The following is a 16,515-nucleotide window of genomic DNA, read 5'->3' as shown; positions in this document are numbered from 1 at the left end:
ATATGAGCTTAATCCTCCGGGCTGTGTGCGGGAGATAATTCTAAAGAATAAATGAATTATGAACTCCATCTAAATTAAGAATACTGTTAATAAAGGTTTGTGGGAATATGATCCAATATGTATATGGCGATGTAATATTTGTGGAAAATTTAGTGATGAACTGTATAATACTGTTTAGCACAGCTAAACTCACCAGGAGCCGGTATAAGAAGTTGAATATTTTTTTGGCTTCTATAATAGGGTCTGTTTATTCTGTTTTTTACTATTTTCCTGGCTATGAATATCTTTATACCTGGTTTTTAAAGCTTATATTCTCACTATTCATAATCGCTTTGGCTTTCACTCCATATAACTTAAAAGAATTCGGAAGAGCTATAGCAGTATTTTATATTGTTTCTTTGATATTTGGCGGAGCAGCCTTTGGTGTTTTTTATTTCATCAATGGGATTAAGTTTTCGTACCAGGGTATATTTTATATGGAGAGCTTTCCGGTTAAACTTCTATTTGCTTCTATTTTATCAGCATATATAATAATAAAAATTTCCTGGGGTTATATAGTCTCAAAGATCAGACGAGAAAAAATATTAATGGATGTTTCGGTACTTCAAGAAAACAAGAAAATTTATTTAGTGGCATTAGTCGACACCGGCAATTCACTTACTGATCCTATAACAAATTTGCCCGTATTGATAGCAGAATACGAAATTGTAAAAGAGCTTTTGCCGGAAGAAATTCAGAGGATTTTTGAAGAAAACAAAGATAATAATTTGAATGTAATAGCATCGGTCTTATCAAAATCTGAATGGATGACAAAATTCAGATTTATACCATTTAAATCCTTAGGCAATGAGAATGGTATGCTGATCGGATTTAAACCGGATGCTATCAACGTTGAAGACAAAAACACAAAAAAAAATATCAAGGATATTATTATTGCAATATATAATAAAAAACTATCCAAAGACGGCGAATATAACGCTTTACTACATCCTGACATATTAAGCTATTATAATGGGGGGAAAAACAGTGCATAAAATATTTAGATTATTGGCCCTTCAACTTATACTATTGATTATAAGAATAAAGCAGCATATTAAACCCACTGATGAAGGCTGGATCCACTACATAGGAGGTAATGAAGCGCTGCCTCCTCCGCTGGATATTGATGATGAAATAATTTGGATATCAAGGCTTAACGAGGCAGGAAGCAATGCCAGAGCAGTGTTGATAGAAAGAAATTTGAGGCTGGTAGTTTACATAGCAAGAAAGTTTGAGAACACAGGTATCGGTGTGGAGGATTTAGTTTCAATCGGAACCATAGGCTTGATAAAAGCGGTAAACACCTTCGATCCGGATAAAAAAATCAAACTGGCAACATATGCATCACGCTGCATCGAAAATGAAATATTAATGTATCTGCGGCGAAATAGTAAGGTCAAATCAGAAATTTCATTTGATGAACCCTTAAATATCGATTGGGATGGAAATGAATTGCTGCTTTCGGATATATTAGGCACTGATAATGATTTGATATACAGATATCTGGAAGATGAGACGGATAAGGAATTACTGGATTTGGCTTTGAGAAAATTAAATGAAAGAGAAAAAAGGATAATGGAGTTAAGGTTTGGTTTAAATGATGGTGTGGAGAAAACTCAAAAAGAAGTAGCAGATATGCTGGGAATTTCTCAATCCTATATTTCCAGGCTGGAAAAAAGAATAATAAAGAGGCTGAAAAAGGAAATCAATAAAATGATATAAAGCTTTTGCAATCCAGATGGGAATCTGGATTTTTTTTTAGTGATCAATGAAGGCATTTATGTGAATAAAAATGATAGCTATGGTAATAATTTAAATGTCAACAATAAATAAAGGGTGTGCCTGAATTATGATTAATAAGGTTGAAATATGCGGTGTGAATACTTCAAAGCTTCCGGTTTTGTCAAATGCTAAAATGATGGAGCTTCTAAAGAAAATACGGCAAGGTGATATGGAATCCAGAGAAGAGTTTATAAAATGCAACCTGCGATTAGTTTTAAGCGTAATACAAAGATTTAATAACCGTGGAGAGTATGTTGATGATCTATTTCAGGTTGGTTGTATTGGCTTGATCAAGGCCATCGATAATTTTGATTTAGATCAAAATGTCAGGTTTTCTACTTATGCAGTTCCGATGATAATAGGCGAGATAAGAAGATATTTGAGGGACAATAATTCTATAAGGGTAAGCAGATCCTTGAGAGATATAGCCTATAAAGCTCTGCAGGTGAGAGATAAGTTGATCAATAAGCATTCAAAGGAGCCTACAGTATCAGAGATAGCTAAGGAGCTTGATTTGCCGGTAGAGGAAGTTGTATTTGCATTAGATGCCATACAAGATCCTTTATCGTTATTTGAACCCATATATCATGATAATGGCGATGCCATTTATGTTATGGATCAAGTTGCCGATGATAAAAATAAAGATGACAATTGGGTGCAAAGCATAGCTCTTAGCGAAGCCATGAGGCGGTTGAACGATAGGGAGAAATTGATATTGAATTTAAGGTTTTTTCAAGGCAGAACCCAGATGGAAGTAGCGGAAGAAATAGGAATTTCTCAAGCTCAAGTATCTCGCTTAGAGAAAACTGCCCTAAGTCATATGAGAAAATATATTTAAGAAGGCTGCCAAAAGGCAGCTTTTTTAATATATTTACGTGTTCTATTTCTAATACATGTCTTATATATTTATATAAGACATGTATTAGAAATGGGGGATTGCAATGTTTAAGGCGTCGGAACTAAGACAAAAGGAGATTATAAATATATCAGACGGTAAAAGGCTAGGCTTTGTATCAGATGTAGAAATAAACATGGAGACGGGCATCATAGAAGCAATAATAATACCGTCGGAAGGCAAATTATTCCGCGTATTATCAAAGGACAATGATATTTTAATACCATGGACAGAAATTAAGAAGATAGGGCTGGATGTGATATTGATAGATAAAAATCCATAGCAGAATATGCATAACAGCGTAAAAACAAGTAAAAAAAAAGAAGGATAAGATAATTTCACCAAATCAAGCTAAAATCACAGCTAATTGCTATATAATGTATAGTATAATATTTCTATATACTATATATTGTTTAAATGAGCTTTAAGTACTACAATAATAAGCGTTTTTTCATCTTTTTTTTACAACATTTTTGGCTTATTATGAATAAAATATGTGAGGAGGAATTTCTGTGAAGTGTCCCTATTGCGGTTGTAATGAAAGCAAGGTTGTTGATTCAAGGCCTGCAGATGAATATACAGTAATAAGACGAAGAAGAGAATGTGAAAGCTGTTCAAAGAGATTTACAACCTATGAAAAGGTTGAAGAGATGCCTTTGGTAATTGTAAAAAGAGATGGAAGCCGCGAACTCTATCAAAGGAACAAAATTGTAAATGGAATCCTGAAAGCTTGTGAAAAGAGACCGGTTTCTGTTAAAGATATTGAAGACATGGCAGATAACATTGAAAAAGAGCTGTACAATACGATGGAGAAGGAAATTAACAGCAAGAAGATAGGAGAAATGGTCATGGCCAGATTGAGAAAGCTGGATGATGTCGCCTATGTTCGTTTTGCTTCAGTTTATAAACAATTCAAAGATATCAATACATTTTTGGAAGAGCTCAATAAACTAATGAACGAAGGGTAGGTTGGAATTTTGCTTAAAAAAATAAAAAAGAGAGATGGAAGAATAACAGATTTCACAAAAGAAAAGATTACAAGTGCTATCTTCAAAGCTGCCAGAGCAGTGGGCGGGGAGGATTATGAAACCGCTGAGAGCATAACAGAGAAAGTAATATCTTACTTGATAAAATATAACACTGATGAAGTTCCTGATGTTGAAACGATTCAGGATGCCGTAGAAAAGGTTCTTATAGAAAATGGACATGCGAAGACTGCAAAGGCATATATATTGCATAGATCAAAGAGAACCAGGATGAGAGAAGCAAAAAGTGAATTGATGGATATAGTAAAAGATATTTTAGTTGAAACAAGCAGGGAAAATGCAAATGTAGGCAATTCACCATCTGCTAAGATGCTTCAAATAGCCTCTGCTGCCAGCAAGCAATATTATTTGAATAATGTAATTCCCGAGGAAATGAGCAGGGCTCACATAAATTGTGAGATACATATTCATGATCTTGATTATTATGGCAAAACCTTAAATTGCCTGCAGATAGATTTAACAAAACTTCTCTTAGAAGGCTTCAATACAGGATATGGTTATATAAGACCTCCTAAAAGAATATCAACTGCTGCAGCACAAGCTGCGATTATTCTGCAAAGCAATCAGAATGATATGTTCGGAGGTCAGAGCTTTCCCCATTTTGACAAGACCATGGGTGAGATAATCAGAAAGCTATGTCCTCAAACAAGGGAAGAAGAGGTTTATCAAGCGATGGAAGGCTTGGTTTACAATCTAAATACCATGCATAGCAGAGCGGGTGCGCAGGTACCGTTCAGCAGCATCAACCTCGGGACTGATACCACACCGGAAGGAAGAATGGTGATCGGAGCTATCTTAACCGCTTTTGATAAAGGCCTTGGTAAAGGAGAAAGCCCCATATTTCCGAATCTCGTTTTCCGCTTAAAACGAGGAATCAATTTCCAGCCAGGTGACCCAAATTATGATATGTTCCAGAGAGCCATGGCGGTAGCTTCAAAAAGGATGAACCCTACATTCAGCTTCATGGATTCGTCTTTCAATAGAAAATATGGAGATGAAGTAGCCTATATGGGTTGCCGCACAAGAGTTATAAGCAATAGGCACGGCGAGGAAATCTCTTCCGGCAGAGGAAATATTACACCGGTTACTATAAATCTGCCTAGGCTGGCTATTAAAAATAAAGAAGTTGATAGCTTTTTTAATGAGTTGGACAAGCTTATGGAGCTTTGCAAGGAACAACTCCTTCATAGATTCAATACCATTGCGGCGTTAAAAGTCAAGGATCTTCCGTTTCTTATGGGGCAAAAGCTTTATATGGGTTCTGAGAATTTGAAGGATGAGGATTCCATCAGGGATGCAATAAAAAATGGAAGTCTGGCTATAGGCTTTTTAGGCTTGGCGGAGGCTTTGATCGCTTTGACGGGAAAGCATCACGGAGAATCGGACGAAGCAATGGATTTAGGCTATAGAATTATTGAAAGGATAAAAGAAAGAACAGATTATTATTCGGATAAATATGACCTGAATTTTGTATGCTATGCGACACCTGCCGAAGGTTTAAGCGGAAGATTCACCAATAAGGATAGAGAGGAGTTCGGTGAAATTCCCGGTATAACCGATAAAAAATATTATACAAATTCATATCATATCCCTGTCGGTTACGATATAAGTATTTTTGAAAAAATACGCCGGGAGGCTCCTTTTCACAAGTTGTGCAATGCAGGGCATATTTCATACATAGAGCTTCAATCATCACCAAATGGCAATAGAGAAGCCTTTGAAAAAATACTTAATCACATGGCTGACTGCGATATGGGATATGCAGGAATTAATTTCCCTATAGACGAGTGCAAAAACTGCGGATATTCAGGAATTATTGAAAAGGATTGCCCAAGCTGCGGCAGTATTGAAATTAGAAGGATTAGGCGAATAACAGGTTACCTGTCTACCATTGACAGATTTAATGATGCCAAAAAATCCGAGCTCCTAGACAGAAGAACGCATTGGAGATGATCGCATGTTTATTAAGGTAGCGGGCCTGGAGAAGGAAAGTATAGTTGACGGAAAAGGCATACGGTATGTTATCTTTGCCCAGGGCTGCCCCCATAAATGCAAAGGTTGCCATAATCCAATAACCCACTCCTTTGATGGTGGAAGTATTTATGAAGTTGATGAGCTTGTCAAAGATATACAAAGCAATGCTTATATTGACGGGATAACTTGTTCCGGGGGAGAATGCTTTGAACAGGCAGAAGCTTTTGCATTTATAGCAGAGAAAACAAAGTCCATGGGTAAGGATGTATGGGCGTATTCAGGCTATGAATATGACTATATCATCTCACATAAGGAAGAAAAGCCTTTTTGGAAAGAACTGCTGGGAAATGTTGACGTATTGGTTGACGGACCATATATTGAAGAAAAGAAGGACTTATCACTATGTTTTAGAGGCTCATCGAACCAGAGAATAATTGATATAAAAGAAAGCCTGGCAAAGGGAAAAATTGTTTTGATGAATCTTTAAATTCTATATTGACAAAAAAATATAAGGCGCTTATAATTAAATCATACTATAATACTCGGAATTAAATATATAAGGGCTATGATTGGAAAGTGTAGGTATGTAGTTGCTTTTAAAGAGAGAGATTGTCCAGGCTGCGAGCAATCTTAAAAGCATTTGCCGAAAGTGCCTCCAGGAGCTTTAGGCCGAAATTTATTAGGCTGTTACGGATGCATCCGTTATAAGTGCTCAGGTATGATGGTACCTATGAAGTATTTTAAGAGTGGAACCGCAGAATAAAACTGCCTCTTAGTAGGAATATATTCCTATTAAGAGGCTTTTCTGATGTGCAGAAAGATTTGGTTTTTTAATATACCATTGACTTAAAAGCCTGTACCATCAGTGCATGGGCTTCAAATGATCCCCTACAATAAATATTAGAGGAGAGGTATAATGTTTAAAAATTTTAATGAAGACATTTCGGCTGTAATGGAGAGAGATCCTGCCGTAAAAAGCAAACTGGAAGCCCTGTTATGCTATCCGGGGCTGCACGCAATAATTTTTTATAGGATCAGTCATTTTTTCTATAAGAAAGGCGCCTTTTTGATAGCGAGGCTCATATCACAAGCAGGGAGATTTTTTACAGGTGTAGAGATTCATCCGGGGGCAGTCATTGGCAAAAGGCTTTTTATTGACCATGGAATGGGCATAGTAATCGGTGAGACAACTGAAATCGGAGATGATGTGACTCTATACCAGGGAGTGACGCTTGGCGGAACCGGTAAAGATAAAGGAAAAAGACATCCTACAATCCACAATAATGTTACTATCGGCTCAGGAGCAAAAATATTAGGGCCAATAACCGTAGGCAAAAATGCCAAAATAGGTGCCGGAGCTGTGGTCCTAAGATGTGTTCCCCCAAATACAACAGCGGTTGGAGTCCCTGCTCATACTACCAAAAAGGATAATGAATTGATAAGAATAGATCTAAATCACACAGATTTGCCGGATCCGGTAGAAACCAGGATCAAGGAATTGGAAGAAAGGATAAAAGGTCTGGAAGAAGCATTAAGATTTTCGGAAGATTTGAAAGAATCTTGTTGATTATTGATGAGGAAAAAGGCTAATATATTATTGAACGATAATATTTGCATGTTGGAGTGAATGATATAGTATGGCTTTTAAAGTTAACAAGATTGGAACATTGATATACCTTACTATCCCTGCCTTTACAGACACAGGGATAGTAAGGCATTGTTTTACTACGAGACAGGGCGGAGCAAGTGAAGGACTGTATGCATCCCTAAATACATCCCCATATAAGAATGAGCCTGCAGAAATAACTAATAAGAACTTGGACATTATATGCAGTGCTATTGGCATAGATTCTAAAAAGCTTGTTATGACAAAGCAAACACACGGCGCTGATGTAAGGGTCGTAAATGAAGGCTCTATACAGAATAAACCTGTCAATGGCTATGATGCCCTAATAACGAATCTGCCAAATATTCCTCTTATAACCTTCTATGCAGATTGCGTGCCTATATTTCTTCTTGACCCTGTCAATAAAGCGATAGGGCTGGTTCATTCGGGCTGGAGGGGTACAACTCTCCATATTGCGGAGAGGACTCTGGAAAAAATGAAAGCTTACTATGGAACGAAGCCGGAGAATTGTCTTGCAGCTATTGGTCCTTCTATAGAAAGAGATTGCTTTGAAATAGGCGAGGATACTGCAGAAATATTTAAGCAAAGTTTTGAAGGCTATGACAGCATTGTCTTCCCGAAGAAAAACGGCAAATACTTGGCAGATTTGTGGAGCGCAAATATGCAAATGCTCATAAAGGCAGGTATGAAGAAGGAGCTCATCACCGAAAGCAAGATGTGCACTAAATGTAATAGCGGTTTATTTTACTCTTACAGGAGAGATAATGGACAAAGCGGGAGTCTCTCAGCTATTATGGAGCTTAATTATTAAAGGAGTGAATTTATCAGCATGAAGGTATTGATTATTGAAGACGATTACAATATACAGGAGCTGCTAAGATATAATCTGGAAAACAGCGGGTATGAGGTTATTGTTGCAGAGGATGGCAACGAGGGTTTTCAAAAGGTGTTGGATAATACGCCGGATGTCATTTTGCTTGATATAATGATACCTGGTGCTGACGGTTTGGAAGTTTGCAAGATGATAAGGGCTAATGAAAAAGTAAAGAAGATACCAATACTTATGGTCACTGCTAAAAGCGAGGAATTGGATAAAATTTTAGGTTTAGAGCTGGGGGCCGATGATTATATAACTAAGCCCTTCAGCATCAAGGAAATTATTGCCCGAATAAGAGCTATTATGAGAAGGCTTAATGAAAGCAAGGATTCTTTGGAAGAAAAAGCGGAGAAAGGCAAAATTAGATTTGGAGACCTGGAAATTGACGAAGAAAAATATGAGGTAAAAAATAACGGTAAAAAGGTAACGCTTACATTAAAAGAATTTGAATTGTTGAAAATGCTGGCAGAAAACCCCGGAAGGGTGATGACAAGAGATTATCTGCTTGATGCCGTATGGGGTTATGAATATGGCGGAGAGACGAGAACGGTAGATGTTCATATAAGGCATCTGAGGCGAAAGCTTTGGGGAGATGAAGGGGAAGGAATGATAAAGACTATAAGAGGCGTAGGATATAAATTTGATGAGCCGGGTGATCTATGATGCAAAAAAAAATTTTTCTCAATCTGTATTATGTGCTCTTGATCGGTATTGTCATCAGCGGCTTATTATCATATACTACCATTGAATCTACATACAATAAAGGTGTTGAAGACAAACTCATATCCAATGCCTATTTGACTGCCGAGATCATTACCCAGAGGATAAACGAACATGGCTATGACAATATTAATGATTATATAAAAAAAATAAAGACCTCTGATGAAATAAGGATCACATTGATTGATACAGATGGCACCGTATTGGCAGACACATATGAGGATCCGTCTAAGATGGAAAATCATAGAGAACGTTCTGAAGTCAAAAAAGCGATAAATGGGATAAGCGCTCTTGAAAAAAGATACAGTGCTACCATAAAGGCTAGCTACTTATATTATGCTTTACCGGTGAAAGTGAATATGGGAAACAGCTATATCGTTAGATTGTCAATGCCGTTGAGAGATATTGAAGCGATCAAAAAGAGGTACTTGGCAAATCTGCTGGTAGCTTTTGGGTTTGGCCTGGCAATAGCTTTGATCATCGGATATAATACGTCAAAGAGAATAACCAGGCCTTTATCCCAGATCACACAAATGTCTGAGGAAATATCTAAAGGGAAATTTGATTTGAAGCTGGCAGTTGAAGGAAAAGACGAGATAACAAAGCTGGCAGGCTCAATAAACAATATGTCAGAGCAGCTTCAATACTATATTAATGGGTTAAACAGAAGAAATGAGGAAATGGAAGCCATACTTAGCAGCGTAATAAATGGAATAATAGCCATAGATAATCATCAAAAAATACTCTTTATAAATAAATATGCAAAAAAATTGTTGGATATTGAGGAAGAGGACTTGAAAGGCCAGCATATCATCTATGTATTGCGGAATCATCAGATCAATCAATATTTAAAAAACTCCATTGAGAATAAGAAGTTTGAAGAGATCGAAGTGATATTAAACTATCCACAAGAAAAAAACATAAAGCTGTATACTAACCCTATCATGGAACATGAAGGGACGGGTACCATCGGCATAATAATAACCTTGCAGGATGTGACTCAGATAAGAAAGCTGGAAAGAATAAAGAGTGAATTTGTTGCAAATGTATCACATGAGCTGAAGACTCCGCTGACTTCTATAAAGGGTTTTATTGAAACCCTTAAGGAAGGCGCTGTAAAGGATGAGAATACGGCTCTTAAATTTTTAAACATTATAGACTACGAAGCAGAGAGGCTTACCAATTTAATTACCGATATACTTGTGCTTTCCGAACTGGAAAACAAAAAAGAAAGAACCGCTCAAGAGAAATTTAGTATTGAAACGTCAATAGGTGAGGCTATTATGATCTTTAAGTCTCAAGCAGAAAAAAAGAATATAAAAATTGAGAAAAACATAGAGGAAGACATAGGCTTTTTATTCGGGTCCAGAGATAAATTTAAACAGATGATAATAAATCTTATCGATAATGCAATAAAGTATTCCGGTGAAAACAGCAAAGTAATGATCGAGGCGCTGGTTGAAGATGATAGGAAAGTTATCTCGATAAAGGATTTTGGAATAGGGATTCCCGAGGAAAGCATACCAAGGATTTTTGAACGCTTCTATAGGGTAGATAAAGCCAGATCAAAGGCAATATATGGAGGCACAGGATTAGGACTTTCGATCGTAAAACATATTGCCATCAGTTTTGGAGCAGAAATTGCAGTAGAAAGCCAGCCTGGAAAAGGCACTAAATTTAAAATAAAATTTCCATAGGTAAAAAAAGAGTCTTGATGACGAGCATCAAGGCTCTTTTTTAATAAATATATTTAACATGGATTTAACAATACCTTTATAGCGGCTTAACATAGCTCTATTATCATTTAATTGTAATAAAGAAGAGGAGGAATAAACTTGAAAAAATCAAATATTAAAGGAATTTTAAGCTTAGTACTTACAGCGGGATTAATATTGGCCGGATGTTCTGGACAACCTGCTCAAAATGAACCAACTCCAGAACAGCCTAAGGAACCGGAAAAACAAAGCATCGTAATAAACGGCTCTACCTCAGTACAGCCTTTGGCTGAAGAACTGTCAAATGCATTTAAATCTAAAAACCCCAATGCAACTATCGATATACAAGGAGGAGGCTCGGGTGTAGGGATCAAATCGGCTGGGGACGGCGTGGTTGATATCGGAATGTCATCCAGAGATTTAAAGCCTGAAGAAAAATCATTGAAAGAATTTAAAATTGCCATCGACGGCATCGCGGTTATAGTACACCCTGAAAATGGCGTAAAGGATTTGACCGTTGATCAGTTGAGAAAAATATACACAGGAGAAATAACAAACTGGAAGGAAGTCGGAGGAAAAGACGCTAAAATCACAGTTGTGACCAGAGAAGAAGGCTCAGGAACCAGAGGAGCATTTATAGAATTGGTAAAGTTGGAAGTGACTGAAGGAGATAAGAAGGTAGACAAAACTTTAGCCTCAGCAATAACCCAAGGTTCTACAGGTGCTGTTATGACTACTGTAGCAGGTGATGCCAATGCGATAGGCTTCGCTTCCTTCGGAAGCGCTAAAGACAAAACTGATATAAAGCTTATAAGTATCGATGGATCTGAATGCAATGAAGAAAACATATCCGCAGGATCTTATAAGATATCAAGACCTTTCTTGATGCTGACCAAGGATGAGCCGGCAGGACTTGCAAAAGCTTTCCTTGACTTCATATTGAGCGCTGAAGGGCAGGGAATTGTTGCTGAAAATAATTATTTGAAAGCTGTTAAATAGTTGATATATTATCAAGATACTTAGCGTAGCTAAGACTCCTGCTTAATTTTAGGCAGGAGTCTTAGTCGTGATTGTTTATCACTGAACTAACCCGCTCTAAGGCCCCCGCCTCTATAGGCGGCGGGTATCAAGAGCAGCTAAGTCCAGTATGGACTCGACTAACATTCAGTGGGGGTTGAACCCCCCTCTGAATGAAGTCTAGTTCAACAAGGAAGCGACTCATATTTTTAAAGAAGGGAAAGAGCCTGATGAGAACTAGTGAGAGAATTATAGAAAAACTACTCCTTATCTGTGCCGGTATAGCAATATTGGGAGTAGCTCTTATAGCCGCATTTATTTTTGCGGAGGGCTGGCCTGTTATCAATAAAACCGGAATTATGAACTTCCTTTGGGGCAGGGCATGGGCGCCCACAAGAGGAGTATATGGTATTTTCCCAATGATACTCGGCTCCATCTATGTTACATTAGGTGCTTTAATCATTGGAGTGCCCATCGGAATAGGCTGCGCTGTTTATTTGGCTGAAATAGCATCACCCAAGCTTTCAGAAATCATAAAACCAGGTATTGAACTTCTGGCGGGAATACCTTCTGTCATATATGGCCTGTACGGGATGACCGTTATAGTGCCTATGATAAGGAAAGTCTTTAATAATCAGGGCTTCAGCATTTTAGCGGGGAGCATAATCCTGGCCATAATGATTCTGCCTACAATAATCAATATATCCAAGGACTCCATAGAAGCAGTGCCCGAGGAATACAAGGAAGGTTCTCTGGCCTTGGGGTCATCACATTGGCAGGCCATTATAAGAGTGATACTTCCGTCAGCGCGATCAGGCATACTATCCGCAGTGATATTGGGTATGGGCAGAGCCATAGGAGAGACCATGGCGGTGATCATGATAACAGGTAACAGCACATTTATCCCTGAGAGCATTTTATCAACCGCAAGGACTTTGACGGGAAATATCGGGATAGAAATGGGTTATGCCAACGGAGAGCATCAGAAGGCATTATTTGCAACAGGCATAGTTCTATTTGTATTTATTATGATTTTAAATCTTATGGCCAATCTCATACCTAAGAAGGTGGGTGAATAATTTGGATGCGATGAATAATATAAATAGTTCCAGAAATAAAGAAAAAATTGCTTTTGCACTGCTGTGGGGATTTTCTGTGATGACGATAATCATTCTGGTGCTTATTTTAGCTAATATAATAATAAATGGAATTTCCCATATCAGCTTGGACTTCTTGCTGGAGGAGCCTAGAAAAATGGGCAAGGCTGGGGGCATATTCTCAGTAATTGTTTCTACCTTTTACATTGTTGCTTTATCTATAGTTTTTGCTGCTCCTCTGGGTGTCGGTGCTTCTGTGTATTTGACCGAATATGCTAAGGAAGGGATTATGCTGAAGATCATCAGATTCGGGACCGAATCTTTGGCAGGAATTCCGTCGATTATATATGGTTTATTTGGCTATTCATTCTTTGTAGTTTATCTGAATCTGAAATATTCAATATTATCAGGTGCCTTGACGCTTACCTTGATGATACTGCCCACAATAGTAAGGACTTCGGAAGAGGCAATAAAAGCAGTGCCTAAATCCTATAGAGAAGGAAGCCTGGCGTTAGGGGCTACAAAGCTTCAAACAATAAGAAAAATAATAATTCCAACGGCCATGCCGGGCATATTGACAGGCTTGATACTGGGTGTGGGAAGGGTTATAGGCGAAAGCGCCGCTGTAATATATACGGCAGGGAGTTCATTGGGTATTCCGGATTCTATTTTTAGGCCAGGAAGGACCCTGTCGGTTCACCTGTATACTTTGGCCTCTGAGGGTTTATCCAGGGAAAACACCTATGCAACAGCGGTAGTGCTTATAATCTTGGTGTTTATAATAAATTTTGTTGCGAACAGATTGATAAAAAATATTTTCATAGCTAAAAGGAGATAAGATTTTATGTCGACTATAAAAATAAAGGTAGAGGACACTAATTTATATTATGGAGATCATCAAGCTTTGAAGGATATAAATATAGATATTTATGAAAAAGCCGTTACGGCTTTGATCGGTCCCTCAGGCTGCGGTAAATCGACTTTTCTTAGATGCCTCAACAGGATGAATGATCTTATCCCAAATGTGAGGAGGGATGGGAAAATAGAGATAGCCGGAACAAATGTGGATAAGTATGATGTTATCCTGCTCAGAAAAAAGGTTGGCATGGTGTTTCAAAAGCCCAATCCATTTCCCATTTCCATATATGAAAATGTAGCCTATGGCCCAAGAATACATGGAGTTAAAAGCAAGCCTGTTTTGGATGATATAGTGGAGAAAAGCTTGAAGGAAGCAGCTCTATGGGATGAAGTAAAGGACAGGCTTAAGAATAATGCAGTCGGCTTATCAGGAGGGCAGCAGCAAAGACTGTGCATAGCAAGAACAATGGCTGTAGAGCCGGAGGTTTTGTTGATGGATGAACCTACCTCGGCCTTGGATCCGGCATCAACCATGAAAATAGAAGACTTGATGGAAAATTTGAAAAAGCAATATACGGTCATTATAGTCACCCATAATATGCAGCAGGCAGGAAGGATATCGGATTATACAGCTTTTTTCCTAAATGGAGAAATTATTGAATATGATAAAACAGAGAATATATTTTACAAACCCAGAGATAAGAGAACAGAGGACTATATAACAGGAAGATTCGGATAAAATTGAACAGGAGGGTATGATAATGACAAGGAATTATTTTGATAATGAATTGCAGGAACTTAAGCTGGACCTTATAAGGATGAGCAGTATAGTTGAAGATGCGCTATCAAACTCCATCAATGCCTTAAAAAAGCAGGACACGGATTTGGCAGAGCAAGTTATTGAGTCAGATGATATTGTAGATAAAATGGAGATAGACATTGAAGACAAATGCTTGAAGCTAATCGCATTACAGCAGCCCATTGCAAAGGATCTGAGAATAATAGCCACTGCGCTCAAGATAATAACTGATTTAGAAAGAATCGCGGATCATGCGGTAGATATAGCCAAAATAACAAAACGGCTGTCAAAGGAAAAATATATAAAGGAGCTCATTGATATACCCAGGATGGCTTATATAGTTACAGGCATGGTAAAGGACAGCATAGATGCCTATGTTAAGCAGGATATAGAAAAGGCCAAAGAGGTATCAAAAAGAGATGACGAGGTGGATGGACTCCATGCTCAGATATTCAGAGAGCTGCTTCTGCTTATGATGGAAGATCCGAGGAAAATAAATCAAAGCACCTATTTTTTATTTATAAGCCAGTATATAGAGCGAATTGCAGACCATGTCACAAATATATGCGAGTGGACCATATACGGAGTCACAGGCGAGCATATCGATTTAAATGAATAAGAAACCTATAAAGGCAGGTTTGTTATATAGAACAAGCCTGTTTTTTATTGGCTAAAATTATGTTGTGCTTAATCTTGCCAATGGTTATAATATATAAATAGTATGGAAAGGCAGGAGGATAAATTTATGTCATGCTGCAAAGTAATCATCCAAGAGGTTTTAGAAGGAAGTATTGCAGATGAGCTTGAAATAGAAAAGGACGACAAGATATTGAGCATAAATGGAGAAGCAGTGGGGGATATTTTGGAGTATAAATATCTCATAAGCGATGAATTTTTGATTCTGGAGATAGAAAAGCCTGACGGAGAGATATGGGAGCTTGAGATAGAAAAGGAATATGATGAGGATCTGGGCTTGTTGTTTGGAGGAATTATAGATGAGCCTAAATCCTGTCACAATAAGTGCATTTTTTGTTTTATCGACCAGCTTCCAAAGGGTATGAGAAAAACTTTATATTTCAAGGATGATGATACGAGATTGTCTTTTCTACAGGGCAACTTCTTAAGCTTGACTAATATAAAGGATAAGGATATCGAAAAGATAATTAAGTTCAGAATAAGCCCCATAAATATTTCGGTTCATACAACAGATATGGAACTCAGAAAGAGGATGCTGAATAATAAAAATGCAGATAAGCTTTTAGAATATATGAGAAGACTAAAAGAAGGCCATATAGAGATGAAGGGCCAGGTGGTCCTATGTCCGGAGATAAACGATGCCCGCCAATTGGAGAAAACCATAGCAGATTTATATGGATTTTATCCGGAATTAAACTGTGTTGCTGTTGTGCCTGTGGGCTTAACACGATATAGAGATGGACTTTTTCCGCTAAAGGAATATAATGAGCATACAGCCCAGGAGGTAATAGATCAAGTAGAGAACCTTCAAGGGAAGTATATGGATAAAATAGGCACCAGATTTGTTTTTCTTTCCGATGAATTCTATATAATAGCAGGCAGGAAAACTCAGCCCTATGAGAATTATGAAGGATTCTCTCAACTCGAGAATGGTGTAGGAATAATAGCCATGTTCAATCATGAGGTTGCGAGCTCTCTGGATAAAATAGAAAACAATGCAGCCATGTCGGCAAGGGGAACCATACTCACCGGAGAATATGCCATGCCGGTGCTGGAGGAAGCTTGCAATAAGATAATGTATAAGCTTCCGGGACTTAAGCTTGATGTCATTGCCATAAGGAATGAGTTTTTCGGACCGTCTGTAAGAGTGTCAGGACTCATAACCGGAGGAGATATAATATCTCAGCTTGAAGGTAAAAATATTTCCGGAAGTGTTTTTATACCTGATAATATGCTGCGAAGCGGAGAAACAGTTTTTTTAGATGATATAACAGTAAAAGATATTGAAGAAAGATTAGGTATTAAAATCATAATATGCAAGCAAGACGGAAGAGATTTAGTTTCTAATATAGTAGAACACTGCAAATGAAATG

The 16,515-nt window shown here is 37.7% G+C and carries 17 protein-coding genes; all 17 read left to right on the top strand.

Features of this window, described 5'->3' with window-relative positions; all coding sequences use genetic code 11:
- Window positions 1-107 precede the first annotated feature (107 nt).
- The 17 genes from spoIIGA to AC4HCY_RS13905 all read left to right on the top strand — a co-directional run bounded on the left by spoIIGA (window position 108) and on the right by AC4HCY_RS13905 (window position 16,511).
- Complete coding sequence (gene spoIIGA, locus AC4HCY_RS13985; RefSeq protein ID WP_323432062.1) at window positions 108-1,034, top strand: sigma-E processing peptidase SpoIIGA; 927 nt, start codon at window positions 108-110, stop codon at window positions 1,032-1,034.
- The gene (gene sigE / locus AC4HCY_RS13980) at window positions 1,012-1,761 is read left to right on the top strand and encodes an RNA polymerase sporulation sigma factor SigE (protein ID WP_323432063.1); all 750 of its coding nucleotides are present in this window, start codon (window positions 1,012-1,014) and stop codon (window positions 1,759-1,761) included. The genes spoIIGA and sigE overlap by 23 nt, the downstream gene beginning before the upstream one ends.
- Before the next feature lie 124 nt (window positions 1,762-1,885).
- Window positions 1,886-2,659, top strand: a complete 774-nt coding sequence (gene sigG / locus AC4HCY_RS13975; RefSeq protein WP_491096125.1) for an RNA polymerase sporulation sigma factor SigG — start codon at window positions 1,886-1,888, stop codon at window positions 2,657-2,659.
- Window positions 2,660-2,762: 103 nt separating this feature from the next.
- The gene (locus AC4HCY_RS13970) at window positions 2,763-2,999 is read left to right on the top strand and encodes a YlmC/YmxH family sporulation protein (protein ID WP_255225621.1); all 237 of its coding nucleotides are present in this window, start codon (window positions 2,763-2,765) and stop codon (window positions 2,997-2,999) included.
- 229 nt (window positions 3,000-3,228) lie between these two features.
- The gene (nrdR, locus tag AC4HCY_RS13965) at window positions 3,229-3,684 is read left to right on the top strand and encodes a transcriptional regulator NrdR (RefSeq protein ID WP_323432064.1); all 456 of its coding nucleotides are present in this window, start codon (window positions 3,229-3,231) and stop codon (window positions 3,682-3,684) included.
- A gap of 9 nt (window positions 3,685-3,693) precedes the next feature.
- Window positions 3,694-5,715, top strand: coding sequence for an anaerobic ribonucleoside-triphosphate reductase (gene nrdD / locus AC4HCY_RS13960; RefSeq protein WP_323432065.1), 2,022 nt, complete (start codon window positions 3,694-3,696; stop codon window positions 5,713-5,715).
- 4 nt (window positions 5,716-5,719) lie between these two features.
- Window positions 5,720-6,223 carry an anaerobic ribonucleoside-triphosphate reductase activating protein gene (gene nrdG, locus AC4HCY_RS13955; RefSeq protein WP_323432066.1) on the top strand — a complete coding sequence of 168 codons (504 nt, stop codon included), beginning with the start codon at window positions 5,720-5,722 and terminating at the stop codon, window positions 6,221-6,223.
- Window positions 6,224-6,652: 429 nt separating this feature from the next.
- Window positions 6,653-7,303, top strand: coding sequence for a serine O-acetyltransferase EpsC (epsC, locus tag AC4HCY_RS13950; RefSeq protein WP_323432067.1), 651 nt, complete (start codon window positions 6,653-6,655; stop codon window positions 7,301-7,303).
- 70 nt (window positions 7,304-7,373) lie between these two features.
- On the top strand, window positions 7,374-8,174 hold the full coding sequence (gene pgeF, locus AC4HCY_RS13945) for a peptidoglycan editing factor PgeF (RefSeq protein ID WP_323432068.1): 801 nt from the start codon (window positions 7,374-7,376) through the stop codon (window positions 8,172-8,174).
- 12 nt (window positions 8,175-8,186) lie between these two features.
- Window positions 8,187-8,903, top strand: coding sequence for a response regulator (locus tag AC4HCY_RS13940; protein ID WP_442916689.1), 717 nt, complete (start codon window positions 8,187-8,189; stop codon window positions 8,901-8,903).
- The gene (locus tag AC4HCY_RS13935) at window positions 8,900-10,657 is read left to right on the top strand and encodes a HAMP domain-containing sensor histidine kinase (protein ID WP_491094434.1); all 1,758 of its coding nucleotides are present in this window, start codon (window positions 8,900-8,902) and stop codon (window positions 10,655-10,657) included. Before AC4HCY_RS13940 ends, AC4HCY_RS13935 begins: the two co-directional genes overlap by 4 nt.
- A 138-nt stretch (window positions 10,658-10,795) precedes the next feature.
- Window positions 10,796-11,674 (top strand): phosphate ABC transporter substrate-binding protein, encoded by an 879-nt coding sequence (locus AC4HCY_RS13930; RefSeq protein ID WP_323432071.1) that lies wholly within the window; start codon window positions 10,796-10,798, stop codon window positions 11,672-11,674.
- Window positions 11,675-11,922: 248 nt separating this feature from the next.
- Complete coding sequence (gene pstC, locus AC4HCY_RS13925) at window positions 11,923-12,771, top strand: phosphate ABC transporter permease subunit PstC (RefSeq protein WP_491094433.1); 849 nt, start codon at window positions 11,923-11,925, stop codon at window positions 12,769-12,771.
- Between the two features lie 10 nt (window positions 12,772-12,781).
- Complete coding sequence (gene pstA / locus AC4HCY_RS13920) at window positions 12,782-13,627, top strand: phosphate ABC transporter permease PstA (protein WP_323432102.1); 846 nt, start codon at window positions 12,782-12,784, stop codon at window positions 13,625-13,627.
- Window positions 13,628-13,633: 6 nt separating this feature from the next.
- Window positions 13,634-14,386 carry a phosphate ABC transporter ATP-binding protein PstB gene (gene pstB / locus AC4HCY_RS13915; protein WP_491094432.1) on the top strand — a complete coding sequence of 251 codons (753 nt, stop codon included), beginning with the start codon at window positions 13,634-13,636 and terminating at the stop codon, window positions 14,384-14,386.
- 22 nt (window positions 14,387-14,408) lie between these two features.
- Window positions 14,409-15,065: a phosphate signaling complex protein PhoU gene (gene phoU, locus AC4HCY_RS13910; RefSeq protein WP_323432074.1), complete on the top strand. Its 657-nt coding sequence runs from the start codon at window positions 14,409-14,411 to the stop codon at window positions 15,063-15,065.
- A 126-nt stretch (window positions 15,066-15,191) separates the two neighbouring features.
- The gene (locus AC4HCY_RS13905; RefSeq protein WP_323432075.1) at window positions 15,192-16,511 is read left to right on the top strand and encodes a DUF512 domain-containing protein; all 1,320 of its coding nucleotides are present in this window, start codon (window positions 15,192-15,194) and stop codon (window positions 16,509-16,511) included.
- Window positions 16,512-16,515: the final 4 nt, after the last annotated feature.

This window comes from Lutispora sp. QWL-02 (assembly GCF_058315355.1).
This window is presented reverse-complemented; position numbering and strand designations above follow the sequence as displayed.